A 19297-nucleotide genomic window follows, 5' to 3' on the forward strand; every position below is an offset into this window, starting at 1 on the left:
GTGAGTTGCCCCTTGTCGGTTGGCTTGGGTGGCGCCACCGGTCCGGCCCGAGGATCGGACCGGCGGCGCAGCGCCCGTGGGTGCCGGGATTACCAGCGGTAGTGCGCGAAGGCCTTGTTGGACTCGGCCATCTTGTGCATGTCCTCGCGACGCTTCACCGCGGCACCGAGGCCGTTGGACGCGTCGAGGATCTCGTTCATGAGGCGCTCGGTCATCGTCTTCTCGCGGCGAGCGCGCGAGTAGTCGGTGAGCCAGCGCAGCGCGAGGGTGGTCTGGCGGACCGGGCGCACCTCGACGGGCACCTGGTACGTGGCGCCACCGACGCGGCGCGAACGCACCTCGAGCGACGGGCGGACGTTGTCCAGCGCGCGCTTGAGCACGACGACCGGGTCGCCCTGCGTCTTCTCACGGACACCCTCGAGGGCGCCGTAGACGATGTGCTCCGCGACGGACTTCTTGCCGTCGAGCAGGACCTTGTTGATCAGCTGCGTGACGACCGGGGACCCGTAGACGGGGTCGATGACGAGCGGCCGCTTCGGGGCCGGACCCTTGCGAGGCATCAGCCCACCTTCTTCGCGCCGTAGCGGCTGCGCGCCTGCTTACGGTTCTTGACGCCCTGCGTGTCGAGGGCACCACGGACGATCTTGTACCGGACACCCGGGAGGTCCTTCACACGGCCACCGCGCACGAGCACGATCGAGTGCTCCTGCAGGTTGTGACCGACACCGGGGATGTACGCGGTGACCTCGACCTGGCTCGAGAGGCGGACGCGCGCGACCTTGCGGAGCGCGGAGTTCGGCTTCTTCGGGGTCGTGGTGTAGACGCGGGTGCACACACCGCGTCGCTGGGGGGAGCCCTTGAGGGCAGGCGTCTTCGACTTGTTCGTCTTCGCCTGCCGGCCCTTGCGGACCAGCTGCTGGATCGTAGGCACTACGTCTCCGTCTGTTGGATGAATCTCTGGTCGACCGGCACCCGTCACCCTGGACGGCCGGCATGGTCGAGGTTCGTCGCCCGTCGCGCGACTACCCCGCAGGTCGTTCGTCCCGCACCGACCCCCGCGCCCGGGCGTGTCGCCCCGGTCCTCCGCACCGCGTTCCGCAAGGTTGCCTTGACGGAGAGACGGCGCGGTGGGGGAAACCACCCGATGCAACCGGACCCGCCCATCCCGAACAGAAGTCCGGAACCAAGGCGTCCACCGAGTGCATGCGCGAGAGCCCGACGGCGCGGGCACGGTGTCCTACGTTACCCGGCGCCCGGATGGGCGTCAAAGCGACTGGGTCACACCAGGAGTGAACATCGCCACGCGTGCGCCTGTTCCGGACAGCCCGAAGGGCCCACCGGCGAACCGGTGAGCCCTTCGGTGGTGCGTCGATCAGCGGTAGTCGCCGAAGTCGATGTCCTCGAGCGGGATCGCCTCGCCCGAGCCGAGGCCCAGGGCGGGGAAGTCGATCTCGTCGTAGCCGAAGGTCGGGTACAGCTCGGCCTTCGCCTCCTCGGTGGGCTCGACCGCGATGTTGCCGTAGCGGGGCAGGCCCGTGCCGGCCGGGATGAGCTTGCCGAGGATGACGTTCTCCTTGAGGCCGAGCAGCGGGTCGGAACGACCCGACATCGCGGCCTCGGTGAGCACCCGGGTGGTCTCCTGGAAGGAGGCCGCCGACAGCCACGAGTCCGTCGCGAGCGACGCCTTCGTGATGCCCATGAGCTCCGGACGACCCGACGCCGGCTGACCGCCCTCGGACACCGCAGCGCGGTTCGCGTCCTCGAAGCGCCCACGCTCGGCGAGCTCGCCGGGCAGCAGGTCGGTGGTGCCGGAGTCGAGGACCGTCACGCGGCGCAGCATCTGCCGCACGATGACCTCGATGTGCTTGTCGTGGATGTCCACACCCTGCGACGAGTAGACGACCTGCACCTCGTCGACCAGGTGCTTCTGCGTCGCACGCGGGCCGAGGATGCGCAGGACCTTCTTCGGGTCGACCGCACCCTGGACCAGCTGGGTACCGACGGAGACGTGGTCGCCGTCCGAGATCAGCAGGCGCGAGCGCTTGGTGATCGGGTAGGCGATCTCCTCCGAGCCGTCGTCCGGCGTGAGGACGAGGCGACGCGAACGGTCCCCCTCCTCGACCGCGATGCGGCCCGAGAACTCCGCGATGGGCGCCTCACCCTTGGGGGTGCGGGCCTCGAAGAGCTCCTGGACACGCGGCAGACCCTGCGTGATGTCGTCGGCCGACGCCACACCACCGGTGTGGAAGGTACGCATCGTCAGCTGCGTGCCGGGCTCACCGATCGACTGGGCCGCGATGATGCCGACGGCCTCGCCGATGTCGACGAGCTTGCCGGTGGCCAGCGAACGGCCGTAGCAGCGCGCGCAGGTGCCGACGCGGGACTCGCAGGTGAGCACCGAGCGGATCTTCATCTCGGTGACACCGGCCTCGAGGAGGCGGTCCAGCAGCACATCGCCGACGTCGTCACCGGCGTGGCCGATGACCTCGCCGTCGATCGCGACGTCCGTCGCCAGCGTGCGCGAGTAGACGCTCGTCTCGACCTTGTCGTGGCGGCGCAGGGCACCGTCCGACCCGGGCACGCCGATCGGMATGGTCAGACCACGCTCGGTGCCGCAGTCGTCCTCACGGACGATGACGTCCTGCGAGACGTCCACCAGACGACGGGTCAGGTAGCCCGAGTCGGCGGTCCRCAGAGCGGTGTCCGCCAGACCCTTGCGGGCACCGTGCGTCGCGATGAAGTACTCGAGGACCGACAGCCCCTCGCGGTAGTTCGACTTGATCGGGCGAGGGATGATCTCGCCCTTCGGGTTGGCGACGAGGCCACGCATACCGGCGATCTGGCGGACCTGCATCCAGTTACCACGCGCGCCCGAGCCGACCATCTTGTAGACGGTGTTCTGGCGAGGGAAGTTCTCCTGCATCGCCTTGGCGACCTTGTCGGTGGCCTGCGTCCAGATCTCGATGAGCTCCTGGCGACGCTCGTCGTCGGTGATCAGGCCCTTCTCGTACTGGCCCTGCACCTTCGCCGCACGTCCCTCGTGCTCCTCGAGGATGGCCGCCTTGGCCGCCGGGGTCGCGACGTCCGAGATGGAGATCGTGACGCCCGAGCGGGTGGCCCAGCGGAAGCCGGCCTCCTTGAGCGCGTCCAGCGAGGCCGCGACCTCGACCTTGGGGTAGCGCTCGGCCAGGTCGTTGACGATGACCGAGAGGCGCTTCTTGTCGACGACGCCGTTCTCGTACGGGTAGTCCACGGGCAGCAGCTCGTTGAACAGCGCACGACCCAGGGTCGTCTCGAAGAGGAGCGGCTCCCCCTCGGTCCAGCCCTCGGGGGCGTCCTCCTCGGTCAGCACCAGGTCGTCGAAGCGGATCTTGACGACGGCGTTCAGGTCCAGGGAACCCTGGTCGAACGCCATGACCGCCTCGGAGACCGTGCTGAACGCGCGGCCGGCGCCGAGCGCCTCGTCCTTGTCGTTCGTCAGGTGGTACAGGCCGATGATCATGTCCTGCGAGGGCATGGTCACCGGACGACCGTCCGACGGCTTGAGGATGTTGTTGCTCGAGAGCATGAGGATGCGGGCCTCGGCCTGCGCCTCGGCGCTCAGGGGCAGGTGGACGGCCATCTGGTCGCCGTCGAAGTCCGCGTTGAASGCGGCRCAGACSAGCGGRTGMAGSTGGATCGCCTTGCCYTCGAYCAGCWSGGGCTCGAACGCCTGGATGCCSAGRCGGTGSAGCGTSGGTGCGCGGTTGAGCAGCACCGGGTGCTCCGTGATGACCTCTTCGAGCACGTCCCAGACGACGGGACGGGCACGCTCGACCATGCGCTTGGCCGACTTGATGTTCTGCGCGTGGTTGAGGTCCACGAGGCGCTTCATCACGAACGGCTTGAACAGCTCGAGCGCCATCTGCTTGGGCAGGCCGCACTGGTGSAGCTTCAKCTSSGGGCCGACGACGATGACCGARCGKCCCGARTARTCGACGCGCTTGCCGAGCAGGTTCTGRCGGAARCGRCCCTGCTTGCCCTTSAGCATGTCSGMGAKCGACTTSAGCGGGCGGTTGCCCGGACCCGTCACCGGACGGCCACGGCGGCCGTTGTCGAACAGCGAGTCGACGGCCTCCTGGAGCATCCGCTTCTCGTTGTTGACGATGATCTCGGGCGCGCCCAGGTCGAGCAGCCGCTTGAGGCGGTTGTTCCGGTTGATCACGCGGCGGTACAGGTCGTTCAGGTCCGAGGTGGCGAACCGGCCACCGTCGAGCTGGACCATCGGACGCAGGTCCGGCGGGATGACCGGGACGGCGTCGAGCACCATGCCGGTGGGCGAGTTGGTCGTCGTGAGGAACGCGTTGACGACCTTGAGCMGCTTCAGGGCACGCGTCTTGCGCTGGCCCTTGCCGGTCTTGATGATCTCGCGCAGCGAGTCGGACTCGGCCTCGAGGTCGAACGCCTCGAGACGCTTCTGGATCGCCGCGGCGCCCATCGAGCCCTCGAAGTAGTTGCCGTACCGGTCCTGGAGCTGGCGGTACAGCATCTCGTCGCCCTCGAGGTCGGCGACCTTGAGGTTCTTGAACCGGTCCCAGACCGCGTCGAGACGGTCGAGCTCGAGGTCGGCACGCTTGCGCAGCTGAGCCATCTCGCGCTCGGCCGAGTCGCGCACCTTGCGGCGGGCGTCGGCCTTGGCACCCTCGGCCTCCAGCTCGGCCAGGTCGGCCTCGAGCTTGGTGGCGCGGGTGTTGATGTCGTTGTCGCGGCGGTCCGAGATCTCCTTCTTCTCCAGGTCGATCCCGTTCTGGAGGTTGGGGAGGTCCTCGTGGCGACCGTCGACGTCGACCCACGTGATCATGTACGCCGCGAAGTAGATGACCTTCTCGAGGTCCTTCGGGGCGAGGTCGAGCAGGTAGCCGAGACGCGACGGCACACCCTTGAAGAACCAGATGTGCGTGACGGGCGCGGCCAGCTCGATGTGGCCCATGCGCTCACGACGGACCTTCGAGCGGGTCACCTCGACGCCGCAGCGCTCGCAGATGATGCCCTTGAAGCGCACGCGCTTGTACTTGCCGCAGTAGCACTCCCAGTCCCGGGTGGGACCGAAGATCTTCTCGCAGAACAGGCCATCCTTCTCCGGCTTCAGGGTCCGGTAGTTGATGGTCTCGGGCTTCTTCACCTCACCGTGCGACCAGGCACGGATGTCGTCGGCCGAGGCAAGGCCGATACGCAGCTCGTCGAAGACGTTGACGTCGAGCAAGGGGGGTCCTACTTCCTTCGCTTGCCGGTGTGACCCGGCTGAACGGAAATGTTGCTAAAGGTGCGGGCCCGCCGCCCACCCTTCACGGAAGGGCGGCAGGCTCGACGTCAGATCTCTTCGACGCTGCTGGCGTTCGGACGCCGGGACAGGTCGATGCCGAGCTCCTCCGCTGCGCGGTAGACCTCGTCGTCGTTCTCCTTCATGTCGATGGAGACGCCGTCCGAGGACAGCACCTCCACGTTCAGGCAGAGCGACTGCATCTCCTTGAGGAGGACCTTGAAGGACTCCGGGATGCCCGAGTCGGGGATGTTCTCCCCCTTGACGATCGCCTCGTACACCTTGACGCGTCCGGGGACGTCGTCCGACTTGATGGTGAGGAGCTCCTGCAGCGTGTAGGCAGCGCCGTACGCCTCCAGGGCCCAGACCTCCATCTCGCCGAACCGCTGGCCACCGAACTGCGCCTTACCACCCAGCGGCTGCTGCGTGATCATCGAGTACGGACCCGTGGAGCGTGCGTGGATCTTGTCGTCGACGAGGTGGTGCAGCTTCAGGATGTACATGTAGCCGACCGCGACCGGGTCCGGGAACGGCTCGCCGGAGCGCCCGTCGAACAGGCGCGCCTTGCCGTCGCCGCCCACGGTGCGCACACCGTCACGGTTCGGCAGCGTGGCCGAGAGCAGACCGGTGAGGGTCGTCTCCGGGACACCGTCGAACACGGGCGTCGCGACCGGGTTGCCGGCCGGCGACTTCGAGGCGATCGCGGGGACGTCGTCGCGCCAGGACAGGTCGTCGCCCTCGGCGATCTCGATGTCCCAGCCCTGCTTGGCCACCCAGCCGAGGTGCGTCTCGAGGACCTGGCCGACGTTCATGCGGCCGGGGACACCGAGCGGGTTGAGGACGACGTCGACCGCGGTCCCGTCGGCGAGGAACGGCATGTCCTCGACCGGCAGGATCTTGGAGATGACGCCCTTGTTGCCGTGACGGCCGGCGAGCTTGTCGCCGTCCGTGATCTTGCGGCGCTGCGCGATGTACACGCGGACCAGCTCGTTGACACCGGCGGGCAGCTCGTCKCCGTCCTCACGGCTGAACGTGCGGACCTCGATGACCGTGCCGGACTCGCCGTGCGGGACCTTGAGCGACGTGTCGCGGACCTCGCGCGCCTTCTCACCGAAGATCGCACGGAGCAGGCGCTCCTCCGGGGTCAGCTCGGTCTCACCCTTGGGCGTGACCTTGCCGACGAGGATGTCGCCGGCGCCGACCTCGGCACCGATGCGGATGATGCCGCGCTCGTCCAGGTCCGCGAGGACCTCCTCGGAGACGTTCGGGATGTCCCGCGTGATCTCCTCCGGGCCGAGCTTGGTGTCGCGCGCGTCGACCTCGTGCTCCTCGATGTGGATCGAGGACAGCACGTCGTCCTGCACGAGGCGCTGCGACAGGATGATCGCGTCCTCGTAGTTGTGGCCCTCCCACGACATGAACGCGACCAGCAGGTTGCGGCCGAGCGCGAGCTCGCCCTCGTCCGTGGCCGGGCCGTCGGCGAGCACCGAGTTGACCTCGACGCGGGCGCCGGTGTCGACCAGCACGCGCTGGTTGTACGAGGTGCCCTGGTTCGAGCGGCGGAACTTGGCGACGCGGTACGTCGACGTGGTGGCGTCGTCGTTGGCGACGACGATCAGGTCCGCCGACACCTCGGTGACGACACCCGGCTTCGTCGCGACGATGACGTCGCCCGCGTCGATGGCCGCACGCCGCTCCATGCCGGTACCCACGAGCGGGGCCTCGGAACGGACCAGCGGGACGGCCTGGCGCTGCATGTTGGCGCCCATGAGGGCACGGTTGGCGTCGTCGTGCTCGAGGAACGGGATCAGGGCCGTGGCCACCGACACCATCTGGCGCGGGGAGACGTCCATGTAGTCGACGGCCTCGCCGGCGACGTACTCGATCTCGCCGCCCTTGACGCGGACCAGGACGCGGTCCTCCTCGAAGGCACCGTTCGCCTTGAGCGGGGCGTTCGCCTGCGCGATGACGTGGCGGTCCTCGTCGTCGGCGGTCAGGTAGTGGACCTCGTCGGAGACCTTGCCCTTGATGACCTTGCGGTACGGGGTCTCGACGAAGCCGAACGGGTTGATCCGCCCGTACGTGGCGAGCGAGCCGATGAGGCCGATGTTCGGGCCTTCCGGGGTCTCGATCGGGCACATGCGGCCGTAGTGCGACGGGTGGACGTCACGGACCTCCATGCCGGCGCGGTCGCGGGACAGACCACCCGGGCCGAGCGCGGACAGGCGACGCTTGTGCGTCAGGCCCGCGAGCGGGTTGTTCTGGTCCATGAACTGCGACAGCTGCGACGTGCCGAAGAACTCCTTGATCGACGCCACCACGGGGCGGATGTTGATCAGGGTCTGCGGCGTGATCGCCTCGACGTCCTGCGTCGTCATGCGCTCGCGCACGACGCGCTCCATCCGCGACAGGCCCGTGCGGACCTGGTTCTGGATGAGCTCGCCGACCGCGCGGATGCGACGGTTGCCGAAGTGGTCGATGTCGTCGGGCTCGACGCGGATGTCGACGGCCTCGCCGGCACGCGTGCCCGGCAGGGACGGCAGGTCGATGTGCAGCGACGCGAGGTACTTGATCGTGGCGACGACGTCGTCACGCGACAGCACCGAGTCCGCGAGCGGGACGTCCAGGCCGAGCTTCTTGTTCAGCTTGTAGCGGCCGACCTTCGCCAGGTCGTAGCGCTTCGGGTTGAAGTAGAAGTTCTCGATGAGCGCGCGGCCGGCCTCGACCGTGGGCGGCTCGCCCGGGCGGATCTTGCGGTAGAGGTCGAGCAGCGCCTCGTCCTGCGTCTGGACGTGGTCCTTGTCCAGGGTGTCGATGACGGCCGGGTAGTTGGCGAACTCCTCGCGGATCTCCGCGTCCGTCATGCCGAGCGCCTTGAGCAGCACCGTGGCGTTCTGCTTGCGCTTGCGGTCGACGCGGACGCCGACGTTGTCGCGCTTGTCGATCTCGAACTCGAGCCAGGCACCGCGGCTCGGGATGACCTTGGCCGTGAGGACGTCCTTGTCGGACGTCTTGTCGGCCGTGCGCTCGAAGTAGACGCCGGGCGACCGGACGAGCTGCGACACGACGACGCGCTCGGTGCCGTTGATGATGAAGGTGCCGCGCTCGGTCATGAGCGGGAAGTCGCCCATGAAGACCGTCTGGCTCTTGATCTCACCGGTGGTGTAGTTGACGAACTCCGCCGTCACGAAGAGGGGCGCGGCGAAGGTGAAGTCCTTCTCCTTGCACTCCTCGGCCGTGTACTTCGGCGGCTCGAAGCGGTGCTCGCGGAACGACAGCGACATGGATCCGCCGAAGTCCTCGATAGGCGAGATCTCCTCGAAGATCTCCTCGAGACCAGCGGTCTCGGGAACGTCCTGCCGACCGGCCTCGAGGGCCAGGGCCACGCGGGCCTGCCACTTCTCGTTGCCGAGCAGCCAGTCGAAGCTCTCCGTCTGCAGACCGAGCAGGTCCGGGACCTCGAGGGGCTCGTGGATCTTGGCGAAGGAGATACGGCGAGAGGCGGTGCGGTTCGCGATGGCGTCGGCGGTCGGAGCAGAAGGGGTGCGCGAGGCAGCCAAAAGAGGGGTCCTTCCCAGCGGATCGAGTGCACGCTGCACTGGTCCTGGCTAGGCGCGATCCCCCGGCCGGCGAGCCCCACGACGTCGTGTCTTGACGACGAAGGTGGGCTCGGGTTATACGGGATCGCGGGCACAGGCCAGCGCAAAGCGCTAGCATACTCGGCCGCGGTGTCAAAGTCCACCCGGCATCGACACCTCCTGGCGCCACCCGACAAGCCGGGCGACGGACCCTGAGGCGTCCGGTACGAACGAGCGGCTCCGCCCGCACGGCGACGACGTTGTCGCCGCGCACATGGTGGCACACGTGGCGGTACCGCGAAAGCCCGTCCCCCATGCGGACGCGGGTCCGGACGCGACGAGGCCCGCACCCCGTGCAGGGTGCGGGCCTCGTCGAGCGTGCTCGCGTGCTACCTCCGCGCGACCGGCTGACCGGCGACGGAGGCGGCGATCACTTGAGGGTGACGGTGGCGCCAGCGGCCTCGAGCTGCGCCTTGGCCTTCTCGGCGGCCTCCTTGGTGACACCCTCCAGAACAGCCTTGGGGGCGGCGTCGACGACGTCCTTGGCCTCCTTCAGACCGAGGGACGTCAGGACGCGCACCTCCTTGATGACCTGGATCTTCTTGTCACCGGCGGCCTCGAGGACGACGTCGAACGAGTCCTTCTCCTCCTCGGCCTCGACCTCGGCAGCGCCACCGGCGCCGGCGGGGGCCGCGGCGGCGACGGGAGCAGCAGCGGTGACCTCGAAGGTCTCCTCGAACGCCTTCACGAACTCGGAGAGCTCGATGAGGGAGAGCTCCTTGAACGCGTCGATGAGCTCGGTGGTGGTGAGCTTCGCCATGGTGGCGGTTCCTTCCGATCGATGCCCGGGGGCCGGTGCGGCCGACCCGAGCGGGGGTTCAGTAAGTGCCTGGAGCCGGACGGCTCAGGCAGCGACCTCGGTCGACTCCTCGAGCTTGAGCCGGAGAGCGTCGACGGTGCGTGCAGCCTGAGCAGCGGGCGCGGTGAACAGGTAGGCCGCCTGGAACAGCGACGCCTTGAACACGTTGGCTGCCTTGGCCAGCAGGACCTCACGGGACTCGAGGTCCGCGAGCTTGGTGACGTCCGCAGCGGTCAGGGCGCGTCCTTCGAGGACACCACCCTTGATGACCAGTGCAGGGTTCGCCTTGGCGAAGTCACGCAGTCCCTTGGCGGCCTCGACCGGGTCACCGGAGACGAAGGCGATCGCCGACGGGCCCTTGAGCGCGTCGTCGAGGCCTTCGAGGCCGGCATCCTTGGCCGCGATCGCGGTCAGCGTGTTCTTCACCACGGCGTAGGTTGCGTTGCCGCTGAGCGCCTTGCGCAGCTTCTTGAGCTGCGCAACGGTGAGCCCGCGGTACTCGGTCAGCACGGCCGCGTTGGAGTCACGGAACAGGTCCGTGAGCTCTGCGACAGCGGCTGCCTTGTCCGGCCTCGCCATGGCAATCCTTCCGATGGTGGTGCCACCGGTCGTCACGCCCCGCAAACGAAAGAGCCCCGCGCAGGCGCGGGGCTCGGCAGGCAGCTCGGCACAAACCGAACCATCCGGGAACTCTCACCTGCGCTGGCCTCCGCTGCTGCGGGACTTCGGGCGATCGGGCCGCGAGCACTGCGTGCGCACGACACGGTCGACGACCGGCGGTCTTTGGGTCCCCCCAGAGTACGGCACCGACCGAGGCCGACCAAATCCGCGCCCATCCGGGTATCCGACCGGTCCGAACCCCCTCATGTCAGCACGACACCTGCCACACGTTGGAGGCAACCATGTCCCAGTCCCCGAACCGCCTCGTCGGGACGATCTTCGGCATCGTCTACCTGCTCGTCGGCCTCGCCGGCTTCGTCGTGACCGGTGGCGTCTCGTTCGCCGCCACCGAGGGCGAGCCGCTCCTCGTGTTCGACGTCAACCCGCTGCACAACATCGTCCACCTGCTCATCGGCGCAGCACTGCTGCTGGCGGCGCGCTCGTCCGTCCGGGCCGCCAAGGGGATGAACACCGCCGTCGGTGCCGTCTACCTGCTGGTCGGAGTCCTCGGGTTGTTCCTCATCGGCTCCGCCGCCAACATCCTCGCGCTCAACGGCGCCGACAACGTCCTGCACTTCGCCAGCGCGATCCTCCTGCTCGGAGTCGGTCTCGCCGCCGACAAGGACCCGGTGCGCGCGGTCTCCCGCTCCCGGGCGGCGTGACGCTGGTGAGCACCCCGACCGACGGGGTCGGCTCCGCGCAGGCCGACGAGGGTGGACGCGCGTTCGCCGGACGCACCGGCGCGGCCTACGCGGCGCTGGGCGGCGGGCTCGTGCTCGTCGCCCTGGGCGCCGAGCACCTCGGCCACCATTCCCTCCTGGGCGTGACCGCTGCCGTCCTCGGTGCCGCCGAGATCGGGTGGGCCGTCGCAGCCCTTCGAGGCCCGGCTCCGCTCCCCCGACTGGCGCTGGCAACGCTGGTCGTGGGCGCGGTCGGCTGGTTGGTGTCCGCGACGGCGACCGGCCCCCTCGGGCTCGCGGACGTCACCGCGGCCGGCCTGCAGCTCGTCGCGGCGATCCTGCTCGCAGTCGCTGTCCGGCCCGCCGCAGCAGCCACGCGGCCCACCCGACCACTCACCCGGCTCGGCATCCTCGCGCTCGGGTCGCTGGTCACCGCGACCCTCACCGTTCCCGGGCTCGCAGCGACGGAGGCCGGGACCCAGGCGCCGGGCATGCCCGGGATGGGATCCAGCCACCACGGCCACGGTTGACCCGGTGGGCTCAGGCCGCACCGTGGGCGCTGAACGTGCACCAGTTGACGAAGCCCTCGGGCGTGTCCCGGTCCACCTGACCGCGGGCCGCGTGCAGCGCCCGCGCGAGGGTCATCCCGTCCCGCAGCCCGCGGTGCAGCTCGAGCATCAGGTCGACCGCCGCCACGTCGGGCACCGCGGCGATGCTCGCCACGACGCCCGCGGTGCCCTGCGCGAGCATCGCGCTGACGAAGCCGAGGACCTCGTCGCCGAGGTACGCGACATCCGCACCTGAGTGGCACGACGCCAGGATCAGCCTGTGGGGCGCGACGCCCGCACCGTGCAGCTCCTGGACGGTCACGGGTCCGTCCGCCAGCAGGAGCGAGGAGAACATCGAGTTGTCGGCACGCGGAGAGCCGTGGCAGGCGAGGTGGGCGAGGTCGGCGTCCGCGAGCGCGGAGACGACGGCCTCGGCGTGGCTGCGCTCGTGCGTCAGCACGAGCGCACCGGCGTGCACCGCTCGGAGAGCCTCGACCTCCTCGAGCGCGCCGTCGAGCTCCGGGCCCGCCACCAGGACGGTCCGGCCCCCGTCGGCGTGCTCGTCCGCGGCCCGCAGGGTGCGGGCCCAGAACGTCGCCGACGGTGCCTGCGCCAGGGGGCCGTCGTGCAGGCAGGACCACGGCACGCCGTGCAGCATCCCGACAGGCACGACGACGATCTCCGCGTCACCCGCGATGCCGAGCGGGGCCATGAGCAGCGCGCGGAGCCGGGCGATCCGCAGGTCCGCACTGGCGCGAGCCGCGCCCGCGGCCGCTGCACTGCGGACGTTGGCGAGCCGGCGCAGGGCGAAGAGCAGCGGCCGCAGCTCGTCCAGGACCGCCGCCGTCGGCCCGAGCTCGACGAGCCGGGACAGACGCGGCTCGACCACGACCGCGACGAACCTGCCCTCGAAGCTGCCGAACTCCACCAGCGTCCGTTCACCCAGGCTGACGCGCAGGTCGGCGAGGCTGACCACGTCCGCCGGCCTCGGGGAGCGCGCCGGCGGGTCGATGGTCTGGCGCCATCCCGCCGCCCGCGCCTCGTGCTCGTCGTCGCGCGCGGCACGCGTCGCCGAGCCGTCGCGGACCTCGACCGGCACCGCGTCCGCGACCTCCACCGCCTGCGGATGCTCTCGAGTGAGAGGAACAGACGGCGCGGGGACCGGCATGAGCAGCGCCGCMGCCCGGGTGCGTTCCATCCACGCCAGGGTCCGCGCCGGTTGCCCACGGTCCAGGTACACGCCCAGCCCGATCTCGCCCAGCTCGGCGCCGTGCCCGGAGGCCAGGGCGCGCAGCTCGATCGTGGGCAGGCTCGACCGGTGGTGTGCGAGGTCGCGCAGACCGGTGCGGCAGTGCACCAGTGCTGCACTCGGTCGCTCCTCGACACGGGCGGCGAGCGCGGCCGCGACCCGGCCGCGGAGCCGCACGAGGACCTGTCCGCTGCGCGCCAGGCCGTCCGCCTGGGACAACGTCTGTACCGCGTCGCGGTCCCGGTCGATGGACAGCGCCACCCGTCCGGCCACCAGGTACGCCTCGACCGCGCTGTGCAGGTTCCCGGCTCGCTCGAAACGGCCCGCCGCCCGCCGCGCGACGACGAGCTCGTGCGGTCCGGCCTGGCTCCGGCCCAGCCGTGACTCGACGCCGATGAGGACGGCGTGGTCCCGCGAGACACCGCGCCTCTGCTGGCGGGCCTCGTCCGCGACCTCGTCCGCGAGCGCACCCGCCCGCTCCAGCTCGCCGGCCAGCAGCGAGATCCGCGCGAGACGCAGCCGCGCCTCGGTGGCCAGCAACGGCACCCCTGCGAGGACGAACTCCTCGACCGCACGCTCCGCGGCCGAGGACGCCTCGGGGAGCAGGCGCAGGTCGACCATCGCGTCGGCATACTCGGTGTAGTACTCCCCCAGCGGCATGCCGGCGGCCTCGTACGCCTCGGCCGAGCGGTGGAACTCGCGGAGCCCGTCGATCAGGTGACCGGCGCGGACGGCGACCCACGCGCGCGTCTGGATCAGGAGGGCCTGGAGGGCCGGGAGCTCGGCGGAGCGGCGAAGAGCCTCGTCCGCCTGCTCGATCGCCGCCGCGTAGGCACCCCGCTCCGCGAGCACGAGCGCCAGGTTGTTGCGTGCCACCACCGCGAGCCGACCGTCGACGCCGGGCACGTCGAGCACCCCCCACAGCCGCGACTCGGCGGCGGCGCGGCGGCCGGCGGCCTGGTCGGCGACCGCCCGCGACATGCCGATCTGCGCCAGGAGCCGTCGCTGGTCCGGGAGGTCCATGTCGGTGGCGCGACCGACGGCCCGGGCGGCGGCGTCCAGGTCGCGGGCGGAGGCAGACGCGCTGCCCAGCTCCAGGAGCACTGCGGCCCGGCTCACGAGCGCCAGCGCCTCGACGTGGTGGAGCTGGTGCCGCCGGGCGACGCGGACCGCCTCGTTCAGCGTGCGACGCGCGGCTGATTCGTCCCACCGTGCCCGAAATGCCCAGGCCAGCGCCCTTAGGCTCAAGCCGAGGAGCTCCGGGTCGTTCATCCTGCGAGCGGCGGCGACGAGGGCGACCGCCTGGGGCTCGACCGCACGCGGATCTGCATCGACCGCATCCATGAGCTCGCGTGCATGTATCAGGAGGCCCACTCGGCCCTCTGATGATGCGTAGGGCTCGTCATCCGACGTCGCCGGCTCGATCTCGAGCCTGGACGGGCACATCTTCAGAATTCTAGGCGGAGAAATGGAGCACCAGTGAGCGAGTTCCCCGGCGATCCCGGTCGGCCTTTCGGTGATGACTACGACAACCTGCGTGCGGCGTCGGGGATCGACGCGCACGTGCGCCAGCGGGTCCAGAAGCAGGTCACAGAGCTGACGCAGCGGCGCTCCGACGACCGGCGTCGGCGCAGCATCGCAGGCGCCATCCAGACCCGCTGGGCCGACCTCCGCGAGACGCGGATCGACCTGGTCACCACCACCGAGGGCCCGGACTCCCTGGTCGTCGGCGGAGAGATCCTGCTGCGCCGGACGTCCTGGGACGACCGGCAGATCCGTGCCTACGTCAAGGGTCAGGGACTGCGGCGCGAGCGGGTCGGGTGCGAGGCCCTCGAGAGCCGGCTCGTCCGGCTCGTCGCCGACGAGTCCGTGACGTCCCGCCAGCTCGACGACATCGTGGCCGAGCTCCGCGATCGCGGGCACGCCGCGTCGCTGACCCACCTGACACCCCTCCAGCCGGTGATCAAGGCGTGCAGCAGTGTCGCGGCGAGCGCGATCGAGACGTTCTCCGAGTACCCGGTCAGCTCCGGCGACAGCGACGGGGTCAAGGTCGCGGTCGTGGACACGGGCATCGAGGGGCGGATCCGCACCGATGGCTGGCTCGCCGGCGTKCCCCGCACCCCGGACGCCCCCGCGACCGCCCCGAACGAGTCGAACATCGATCCGCTCGACATCGACCCGCTCGACGGCCTCCTCGACTTCTCGGCCGGCCACGGGACCTTCGTCAGCGGCATCGTGGCCCAGGTCGCCCCCGGCGCCGACATCACGGTCTACCGTGCGCTGACCACGGCGGGCACCGGCTCGGAGATCGACGTCGCCTGTGCCCTGATCCACGCCGTGCGCGACGGAGCGCAGATCGTCAACCTGTCGCTCGGCACGCAGACGCTCTCCGACCAGCCGGCCCTCGCGATCGCCGCGGCGCTCGAGGTCATCGCCGAGATCGAGCGCGACACCGAGTCCGAGGTGCTGATCGTCGCCGCCGCGGGGAACTTCGGGGACACCGTCCCGACCTGGCCCGCCGCGTTCCGGCGCGTCATCTCCGTGGGCTCGCTCACCTCGGACCTGCGGCCCAGCACGTTCTCGAGCCGTGGCTGGTGGGTCGACTGCGCGACCGTGGGCGAGGGGATCCTGTCCACCTACGTCCAGGGCGAGCAGTCGCCGGCCTTCACCGACGACCCCGAGACGTTCGGCCCCAACGCGTTCGCACGGTGGACGGGGACGTCGTTCGCCGCACCGCAGGTCACCGGAGCCATCGCCCGCATCGCACAGACGCGAGGCATCTCCGCGCGTCAGGCCTACGTCCAGCTGCTCGCCGCGGGCAGGCCGCTGCCCGACTTCGGGCAGACCTTCAGCATCCTGCCCGGTGTTTAACCATGCTGGGCACACTGTGGCGGGCGCGTCATGATGGCATCCACGTCGACAGACGAAAGGATGCAAACGTGGACAACGAGGACCCGTACCGGGCATGGGACGCACCGGCACTGGTCGCAGGTGCGCTCAACGGCGACCAGGGGGCCTGGGGCGAGATCGTGCGCCGGCACACGCCGGCTGTMGTGGCGCGCGTGCGCCAGTTCCGGCTCACGCCGCACCAGGCGGAGGACGTCGCACAGACGGTGTGGCTGAACCTGCTCGAGAACCTCGAGAAGCTCCGTGACCCGCACGCGCTGCCGGGGTGGATCGCCACCACCGCGCGCCACGAGTGCATCCGGGTCACCAACGTCAACCGGCGCACCGTGCCGGTCGACCCGCAGACCGGTCGGCTCGACGGCGTCTCCGACTCCGACCTCGACGCACGGATGCTGGCGGTCGAGCGTGAGCGTGCACTGCGCGAAGGACTCGCGGAGCTGCCCGACCACCAGCGCGACATCCTGCTGATGCTCGCGGTCGACCCACCGCTGAGCTACGCGGAGATCGCGGACAAGCTCGGCGTACCCGTCGGCTCGATCGGCCCCACCCGGGGCCGTGGACTCGCCCGCCTGCGACAGACAGCGGCGATCAAGAACTACGTGCAGGCCTGGACGGCCTCCACGGCTGACGAAGGAGGACGCGATGTCCTGGCACTCGGATGACCGCGCCCACAGCTCCACGACCCACGGTGGCTCACCCTGGGTGGACGACGAGACGCTCGGTGCGGACCTGACCACGGCCCTGGCCGAGCGGGAGACGTACGACCGGGTCGTGGCCAGTGCCGACGTGGCGTTCCGCGCGCACCGTGGCATGGTCGACGCCCGCGCCGGCCTGGAGATGGACCTCCTGCTGCTCGAGCTCGTCTACGACTCCACGGCGCTCGACGCGCCCGCCGGCGTCCGCGACCGCTCCGGCGGGAGCTCCCGCACCCTCGTGTTCGAGGGGCACGACCTCGGCGTCGAGGTGGAGGTCGAGTCGTCGTCGATCGAGGGCCAGCTGCTGCCGGCGACTCCGGGACGGGTCTCCCTGCGGACGCCCGACGGTGTCGTCGCGACCATCGAGACCGACGACGTCGGGTACTTCCGGTTCGACGTCCACCCCGCCGGGCCACTGCGGCTGGAGTGCTCCAGCGACGGTGGTACGTGCCTCACGCAGTGGCTGCCGTACTGACGGTCGGACACCCACGAACGACGAAGGCCCGGTCCGCAGGGGGGACCGGGCCTTCGTCGTGCTGGTGCAACCGTCAGGCGGCGTCTTCCTCGAGCAGGTTCCGCGTCTTGTTCTGGTCGACGAGGATGCCGGGGCCGTTCGTCGTCGAGAACGTCGCCTTGGCGATGTAGCGGCCCTTCGAGGCGGACGGCTTCAGACGCAGGATCTCGTCGAGCGCCGCGGCGTAGTTCTCCACGAGCGCCGTGTCGCTGAACGAGGTCTTGCCGATGATGAAGTGCAGGTTCGCGTGACGGTCCACGCGGAACTCGATCTTCCCGCCCTTGATGTCGGACACGGCCTTGGCCACGTCCATCGTCACGGTGCCGGTCTTCGGGTTCGGCATGAGACCACGCGGGCCCAGGACCTTGCCCAGTCGACCGACCTTGCCCATGAGGTCGGGCGTCGCGACGGCGGAGTCGAAGTCGGTGTACCCGGCTGCGACCTTGTCGATGAGCTCGTCGCCACCGACCTCGTCCGCGCCGGCCGCACGGGCCTGCTCGGCACGCTCGCCCGTCGCGAAGACGATGACGCGCGCGGTCTTGCCGGTGCCGTGGGGCAGGTTGACCGTGCCACGGACCATCTGGTCCGCCTTGCGCGGGTCGACACCGAGGCGGAACGCGACCTCGACGGTCGCGTCGTACTTGGTGGTCGACGTCGTCTGGGCGAGCCGGACGGCCTCGAGGGGCGTGTAGAGGCGGTCCGCCTCGATCTTCTCGACCGCGGCGCGGTACGCCTTGCTGTGCTTGGCCATGCTGTTCTCCTGTCGTGGTCAGTCGGGCTGTTCAGGCCCTTCCACATGTGTCTCAGCGAACCGGGTTCAGCTCGCTGTTCTTGCTGTCGGTCAGCCCTCTGGTCGTGCTTCTCGGTCTGACCTGCGCTCACACTCCGGCAGGACTCGCTTCGCTCGCCCTACCTACGTGCTCGCTCCGGTCAGCCCTCGACCTTGATGCCCATCGAGCGGGCCGTGCCGGCGATGATCTTCTCGGCCGCGGCGAGGTCGTTCGCGTTGAGGTCCTCGAGCTTGGTGCTCGCGATCTCGCTGACCTGCGCCTTGGTGAGAGTGGCGACCTTCACCGTGTGCGGCGTCGGGGAGCCCTTGGCCACACCGGCGGCCTTCTTGATCAGCTCAGCGGCCGGCGGCGTCTTCGTGATGAAGGTGAACGAGCGGTCCTCGTACACCGTGATCTCCACGGGGATGACGTTGCCGCGCTGCGCCTMKGTGGCCGCGTTGTACGCCTTGCAGAACTCCATGATGTTGACGCCGTGCTGGCCCAGTGCCGGACCGATGGGCGGCGCAGGAGTGGCCGCGCCGGCCTTGATCTGGAGCTTGATCAGGCCGGTGACCTTCTTCTTCGGGGGCATTGCTACTTCCGTTCGTGTCGTGGGCCGACGCCGTGGGCGATGACCCGGTTGCAGTGCTCGCCGGCAACGCCGGCGAGCAGACCAGCATCAGTCAGATCTTGGCGACCTGGCTGAAGGACAGCTCGACCGGGGTCTCCCGGCCGAAGATGGAGACGAGGACCTTGAGCTTCTGGTTCTCGGCGTTGATCTCGGAGATCGTGGCGGGGAGCGTGTCGAACGGGCCGTCCGTGACGGTGACCGACTCGCCGACCGTGAAGTCGACCTTGATCTGCGAGGCGGCCTTGGCGGCGCCCGCGGCGGTGGTCGGCTGCTTGGGCTCCAGCGACGGCGCGAGCATCGAGAAGACCTCGTCGAGCGTCAGCGGGACGGGCTGGTGCGTGTGGCCGACGAAGCCRGTGACGCCCGGCGTGTGCCGGACAGCGCCCCACGACTCGTCGGTGAGGTCCATGCGGACCAGGACGTACCCGGGGATCCGGACGCGCTTGACGACCTTGCGCTGCGCGTTCTTGATCTCCACGACCTCTTCCATGGGGACCTCCACCGCGTAGATGAAGTCCTCCATGTTCAGGCTCTGGCGGCGGTTCTCGAGGTTCGCCTTCACGCGGTTCTCGTAGCCCGCGTAGGAGTGGATGACGTACCAGTCGCCGAGCTGGCTCCGGAGCTGCGCCTTGAACGCGGCGACCGRGTCCTCCTCGACGTCGGGCTCGTCCTCGTCCTCGTCGGCCTCTACCTCGACGGCCTCAGCGTCGGCCTCGTCGGCCTCGTCGGCGGCAGGCTCAGCACCCTCGTCGGCCGGCTCGTCGCTCTCGGTGGCGTCGGCGCTGACGTCCTCGGCTGAGGCGTCCTCGACAGCCGACGACTCGACGGCCTCGACCGACGCGATGGCGTCCTCGAGCTCCGCCTCGGCGCCCGTGGTGGGCTCCTGCGACTCCTGCGACACGTGCGA

Annotated in this window: 15 protein-coding genes; 5 read left to right on the forward strand and 10 right to left on the reverse strand. The window is 69.8% G+C overall.

Features of this window, described 5'->3' with window-relative positions:
• Positions 1-89: 89 nt before the first annotated feature.
• The 6 genes from rpsG to rplJ all read right to left on the reverse strand — a co-directional run bounded on the left by rpsG (position 90) and on the right by rplJ (position 10315).
• Positions 90-560 (reverse strand): 30S ribosomal protein S7, encoded by a 471-nt coding sequence (rpsG, locus tag ACXJKF_RS09645; RefSeq protein ID WP_028045072.1) that lies wholly within the window; start codon positions 558-560, stop codon positions 90-92.
• Positions 560-931, reverse strand: a complete 372-nt coding sequence (gene rpsL, locus ACXJKF_RS09650; protein ID WP_013770160.1) for a 30S ribosomal protein S12 — start codon at positions 929-931, stop codon at positions 560-562. The genes rpsG and rpsL overlap by 1 nt, the downstream gene beginning before the upstream one ends.
• A 441-nt stretch (positions 932-1372) precedes the next feature.
• Positions 1373-5242 carry a DNA-directed RNA polymerase subunit beta' gene (locus ACXJKF_RS09655; RefSeq protein WP_456787497.1) on the reverse strand — a complete coding sequence of 1290 codons (3870 nt, stop codon included), beginning with the start codon at positions 5240-5242 and terminating at the stop codon, positions 1373-1375.
• Positions 5243-5349: 107 nt separating this feature from the next.
• Positions 5350-8859 (reverse strand): DNA-directed RNA polymerase subunit beta, encoded by a 3510-nt coding sequence (gene rpoB, locus ACXJKF_RS09660; RefSeq protein WP_456787498.1) that lies wholly within the window; start codon positions 8857-8859, stop codon positions 5350-5352.
• A gap of 448 nt (positions 8860-9307) precedes the next feature.
• Positions 9308-9697, reverse strand: a complete 390-nt coding sequence (gene rplL / locus ACXJKF_RS09665) for a 50S ribosomal protein L7/L12 (RefSeq protein WP_056585868.1) — start codon at positions 9695-9697, stop codon at positions 9308-9310.
• Positions 9698-9781: 84 nt separating this feature from the next.
• Positions 9782-10315: a 50S ribosomal protein L10 gene (gene rplJ / locus ACXJKF_RS09670; RefSeq protein WP_056585871.1), complete on the reverse strand. Its 534-nt coding sequence runs from the start codon at positions 10313-10315 to the stop codon at positions 9782-9784.
• 323 nt (positions 10316-10638) lie between these two features.
• Here rplJ and ACXJKF_RS09675 point away from each other — a divergent pair, with 323 nt between their 5' ends.
• Entirely contained in the window at positions 10639-11058 is a 420-nt protein-coding gene (locus ACXJKF_RS09675) for a DUF4383 domain-containing protein (RefSeq protein ID WP_456787499.1), read from the forward strand.
• 5 nt (positions 11059-11063) lie between these two features.
• On the forward strand, positions 11064-11606 hold the full coding sequence (locus ACXJKF_RS09680; RefSeq protein WP_456787500.1) for a hypothetical protein: 543 nt from the start codon (positions 11064-11066) through the stop codon (positions 11604-11606).
• 10 nt (positions 11607-11616) lie between these two features.
• Here ACXJKF_RS09680 and ACXJKF_RS09685 read toward each other — a convergent pair whose 3' ends face one another.
• Positions 11617-13992 (reverse strand): CHAT domain-containing protein, encoded by a 2376-nt coding sequence (locus ACXJKF_RS09685; RefSeq protein ID WP_456787501.1) that lies wholly within the window; start codon positions 13990-13992, stop codon positions 11617-11619.
• 360 nt (positions 13993-14352) lie between these two features.
• On the opposite strand from ACXJKF_RS09685, the gene ACXJKF_RS09690 reads away from it, so the two are divergent.
• From ACXJKF_RS09690 to ACXJKF_RS09700, 3 genes are all read left to right on the forward strand, one after another.
• The gene (locus ACXJKF_RS09690) at positions 14353-15744 is read left to right on the forward strand and encodes a S8 family peptidase (RefSeq protein WP_456787502.1); all 1392 of its coding nucleotides are present in this window, start codon (positions 14353-14355) and stop codon (positions 15742-15744) included.
• Positions 15745-15812: 68 nt separating this feature from the next.
• A complete protein-coding gene (locus ACXJKF_RS09695; RefSeq protein WP_456787503.1) occupies positions 15813-16442 on the forward strand; it encodes an RNA polymerase sigma factor in 630 nt (209 codons plus the stop codon).
• Positions 16423-16950 (forward strand): hypothetical protein, encoded by a 528-nt coding sequence (locus tag ACXJKF_RS09700; protein ID WP_456787504.1) that lies wholly within the window; start codon positions 16423-16425, stop codon positions 16948-16950. Before ACXJKF_RS09695 ends, ACXJKF_RS09700 begins: the two co-directional genes overlap by 20 nt.
• A 73-nt stretch (positions 16951-17023) precedes the next feature.
• On the opposite strand, the gene rplA is transcribed toward ACXJKF_RS09700, so the two are convergent.
• The 3 genes from rplA to nusG all read right to left on the reverse strand — a co-directional run bounded on the left by rplA (position 17024) and on the right by nusG (position 19291).
• Entirely contained in the window at positions 17024-17740 is a 717-nt protein-coding gene (gene rplA, locus ACXJKF_RS09705) for a 50S ribosomal protein L1 (RefSeq protein WP_456787505.1), read from the reverse strand.
• 179 nt (positions 17741-17919) lie between these two features.
• On the reverse strand, positions 17920-18351 hold the full coding sequence (gene rplK / locus ACXJKF_RS09710) for a 50S ribosomal protein L11 (protein WP_456787506.1): 432 nt from the start codon (positions 18349-18351) through the stop codon (positions 17920-17922).
• Positions 18352-18442: 91 nt separating this feature from the next.
• Positions 18443-19291 (reverse strand): transcription termination/antitermination protein NusG, encoded by an 849-nt coding sequence (gene nusG / locus ACXJKF_RS09715; RefSeq protein ID WP_456787507.1) that lies wholly within the window; start codon positions 19289-19291, stop codon positions 18443-18445.
• Positions 19292-19297 lie beyond the last annotated feature (6 nt).

Source organism: Cellulomonas sp. P5_C5, from assembly GCF_054049655.1.

Coding starts and splice junctions, on each gene's coding strand:
- rplL (WP_056585868.1), bottom strand. CDS start 9,697: ATGGCGAAGCTCACCACCACCGAGCTCATCGACGCGTTCAAGGAGCTC.
- ACXJKF_RS09700 (WP_456787504.1), top strand. CDS start 16,423: ATGTCCTGGCACTCGGATGACCGCGCCCACAGCTCCACGACCCACGGT.
- rplA (WP_456787505.1), bottom strand. CDS start 17,740: ATGGCCAAGCACAGCAAGGCGTACCGCGCCGCGGTCGAGAAGATCGAG.
- rplJ (WP_056585871.1), bottom strand. CDS start 10,315: ATGGCGAGGCCGGACAAGGCAGCCGCTGTCGCAGAGCTCACGGACCTG.
- ACXJKF_RS09675 (WP_456787499.1), top strand. CDS start 10,639: ATGTCCCAGTCCCCGAACCGCCTCGTCGGGACGATCTTCGGCATCGTC.
- rpsG (WP_028045072.1), bottom strand. CDS start 560: ATGCCTCGCAAGGGTCCGGCCCCGAAGCGGCCGCTCGTCATCGACCCC.